This is a genomic window from Stenotrophomonas sp. 05L44_2 (genome assembly GCF_056665995.1).
Map to the genome: position 1 here is coordinate 1 of NZ_JBFTNR010000515.1, position 3,042 is coordinate 3,042.

General features: G+C 66.1%; 3 protein-coding genes. 2 read left to right on the forward strand and 1 reads right to left on the reverse strand.

Annotated elements, in window-relative coordinates; all coding sequences use genetic code 11:
• The coding region (locus tag AC1VAN_RS16680) for a flagellar protein FlgN (RefSeq protein ID WP_480986234.1) at positions 1-226 on the forward strand (226 nt) is incomplete at its 5' end.
• Positions 227-318: 92 nt separating this feature from the next.
• The gene (locus tag AC1VAN_RS16685) at positions 319-1,536 is read left to right on the forward strand and encodes an ATP-binding protein (RefSeq protein WP_480986235.1); all 1,218 of its coding nucleotides are present in this window, start codon (positions 319-321) and stop codon (positions 1,534-1,536) included.
• 95 nt (positions 1,537-1,631) lie between these two features.
• On the opposite strand, the gene AC1VAN_RS16690 is transcribed toward AC1VAN_RS16685, so the two are convergent.
• Positions 1,632-3,042, reverse strand: a 1,411-nt coding sequence (locus AC1VAN_RS16690; protein ID WP_480986236.1) for an EAL domain-containing protein, incomplete at its 5' end; no start/stop codon positions are given.

Sequence of the window (3,042 nt, forward strand, 5' to 3'; positions counted from 1 at the left end):
GCTGGAAGCGCTGCGTGCGCTGGAAGGCGCGCCACCGGTGGGCGAGGGCGAGCAGCTGCAGGAACTGGCCGAGCGCAACCGCGCCAACGGGGTGCTGCTGTCGCGGCGCCGGCGCGAGGTCAACTGGGCACTGCGCCAGATGGGCCGCACCGAAGAGTCCTCGGCATACGATGCCAAGGGCCAGTCGCATACCGTCACCGCGCGGCGGCCACTCGCCGTCGCTTGACAGGACCGGCGGTCGGCTGACCGCCCGATGGCGGCTGTAGGCCGCCGCGTGAACGCGTATATTGGGCGCCTGTTTGATCGCCCCGAGCCGCCGTGTCTGCCGCCTACGTTCTGGTTACCGCCCCCCTTCCGCCGCAACCGGTGCTGCAGGCCCTGCTTGAGCGCCTGCGCGAAGGCCTGCTGCTGTTCACCGAAGATGGGCAGGTCGCCCTGGCCAACCCGGCCGCCCAGAGCCTGCTGGGCAGCGATGAAGGCACCTTGCCGCCGCCGCAGCGCCTGCGCCAGCTGCTGCCGCCGGATGCGCTGGAACATGCGCGCCAGCACGGTCACTGGAACGGCAGCCTGCCGCTGGGCGAGGGCGTGGTCATCGCCCATCTGTACTTCCATGGCGAACCCGGTTCGGGGCACTACCTGGCCTTGTTCCGCCATATCGAAGGCCAGGAAGACTACGAACGCGAACTGCAGCAGCGCCATGCCGAACTGCGCCAGGCCTACCTGCGCTTGAACGGCACCCAGGAAAAGCTGCTGCAGTCGGAGAAGATGGCGTCCATCGGCCAGCTTGCCGCCGGCGTGGCGCACGAGATCAACAACCCGATCGGCTACGTGCATTCCAACCTGGGCAGCCTGCAGGAATACCTGCGCAGCCTGTTCACGGTGATCGAAGCCTACGAACGCGCCCTGCGTGCGCCCGACCCGAAGGCGCTGATTCCGGAAATCGACGATATCCGTGACCGCCTGGACATCGATTTCATCAGCCGCGACCTGCCGCAGCTGATGGCCGAGTCACGCGAAGGCATCGAGCGCGTCACCCGCATCGTGCGCGACCTGAAGGACTTCTCCTATTCCGGCCGCGACGAATCGTGGAAGCTGGTCGACCTGCATTCCGGCCTTGAATCGACCATCAACATCATCTGGAACGAGCTCAAGTACAAGGTGCACCTGGTGCGCGAGTTCGGCCAGCTGCCGCTGGTGGAATGCCTGCCCTCGGAGTTGAACCAGGTCTACATGAACCTGCTGCTCAACGCCGGCCACGCCATCGCCGAGCGCGGCACGATCACCGTGCGTACCGGCGTGGACGGCGACACGGTGTGGGTCGAGTTCGAAGACACCGGCGGTGGCATTTCGCCGGAACTGCGCCAGCGCATCTTCGATCCGTTCTTCACCACCAAACCGGTGGGCAGCGGTACCGGCCTGGGCCTGTCGATCTCCTACAGCATTATCAACAAGCACCACGGCCGCATCGATCTGGACAGCACCCCAGGCGTCGGCTCGCGCTTCCGCCTCGTGCTGCCGATCAAGCAGCCGCGCTGAAGCAGCACGGTAGTGCCGGCCGCTGGCCGGCAACCCGATGAACCTGGAAACCCCGCATCTGCCGGCCAGCGGCCGGCACTACCCGTGTGCGGGGTTCAGCGCAGCGGCGAACGATCCTCACCGCCGTCGGCCGGCTCGACAGCCGCCAGGCCACCGTTGCTGCGCCGCTGTTCCTCGTACGTGCGGAAGGCCTGGTGGATGTGCTTGCGCAGCTCGTCGTCGTTCCACGGCTTGGTCAGGAACCGGTAGATCGCACCGCGGTTGATCGCATCGGTCACCGTGTTGAGGTCGGTGTAGCCGGACAGCACCAGCCGGATCGTGTCCGGGTACAGCATCTTCACCCGGCCCAGGAACTCGGTGCCGCTCATGTCGCTCATGCGCTGGTCGGACAGGATCACCTGCACGTCGTTGATGGCCAGCAGATCGAACGCATCGCGCACGTTGCCTGCCGCCAGGATGCGGTACCCATCGCGGCGGAACAGGCGCACCAGCGAGCGCAGTACGTTCTCCTCGTCATCCAGCAGCAGCAGGGTGCGGTCCGGCCGGGTTTCGGCGAACGCTTCGGGACGCAGGTAGCGGCGGCGCAGGGTCATGCCGGCGGCATCGGCGGACATCGGTTCGCCGAACAGGTAGCCCTGGAACACGTCGCAGTCGTTGCGGCGCAGGAAACCCAGCTGTGCCTGCGATTCCACGCCGTTGGCGATCACCGTCATACCCAGCTGATGGCCCATCGCAATGATCGCGCGYGMGATCGCCGCYTCRCGGTTGCCSGCCGGSGCGCTCTTGATGAAACTGCGGTCGATCTTCAGCTTGTCCACCGGGTAGCGCACCAGCGCGCTCAGGCTCGAATCGCCGGTGCCGAAGTTGTCCAAGCTCAGGCTGATGCCTTCGTTGCGCAGGTTGGCCAGCGTTTCGTGGACGAAGTTGACGTTGTTGGTCAGCGCGCTTTCGTTGATYTCCAGKGTCAGCATSYGCGCCGGCACGCCGGACGCCTGGATCACGCCCATCACTTCGGCAAAGAAATTCGGGCGCAGCAGCTGCAGGGTGGACACATTCACCGCGATGGTGAAGTCATCAAAGCCCTGGTCGCGCCACAGCCGGGCCTGCTTCAATGCACCCTCCAGCACCCACGTACCAATCTGCACGATGATGCCCAGGCGCTCGGCGGTGCACATGAAACGCTCCGGTACCAGCATGCCCAGGGTCGGCGACTGCCAGCGCAGCAGCGCCTCCATGCCCACCACATGGCCATCGCGGGCACTGACCAGGGGCTGGTAACGCAGCTTCAGTTCGCCGTTGGGAATGGCATCGACGATCTGCCGCGCGATGATGCTCTCGCTGTGCGCGCTCGGCGGCGTGTCCACCGCATGGATGCGCACCGCATTGCCGCCTTCGCGGGCGGCCTGGTACAGCGCATCCTCGGCATGGTCGAGCAGGCGTGAGGCATTGCTGGCGTGCTCCGGGCACAGGCTCACGCCCAGCTTGCCGGTCATGAACAGCGTATAG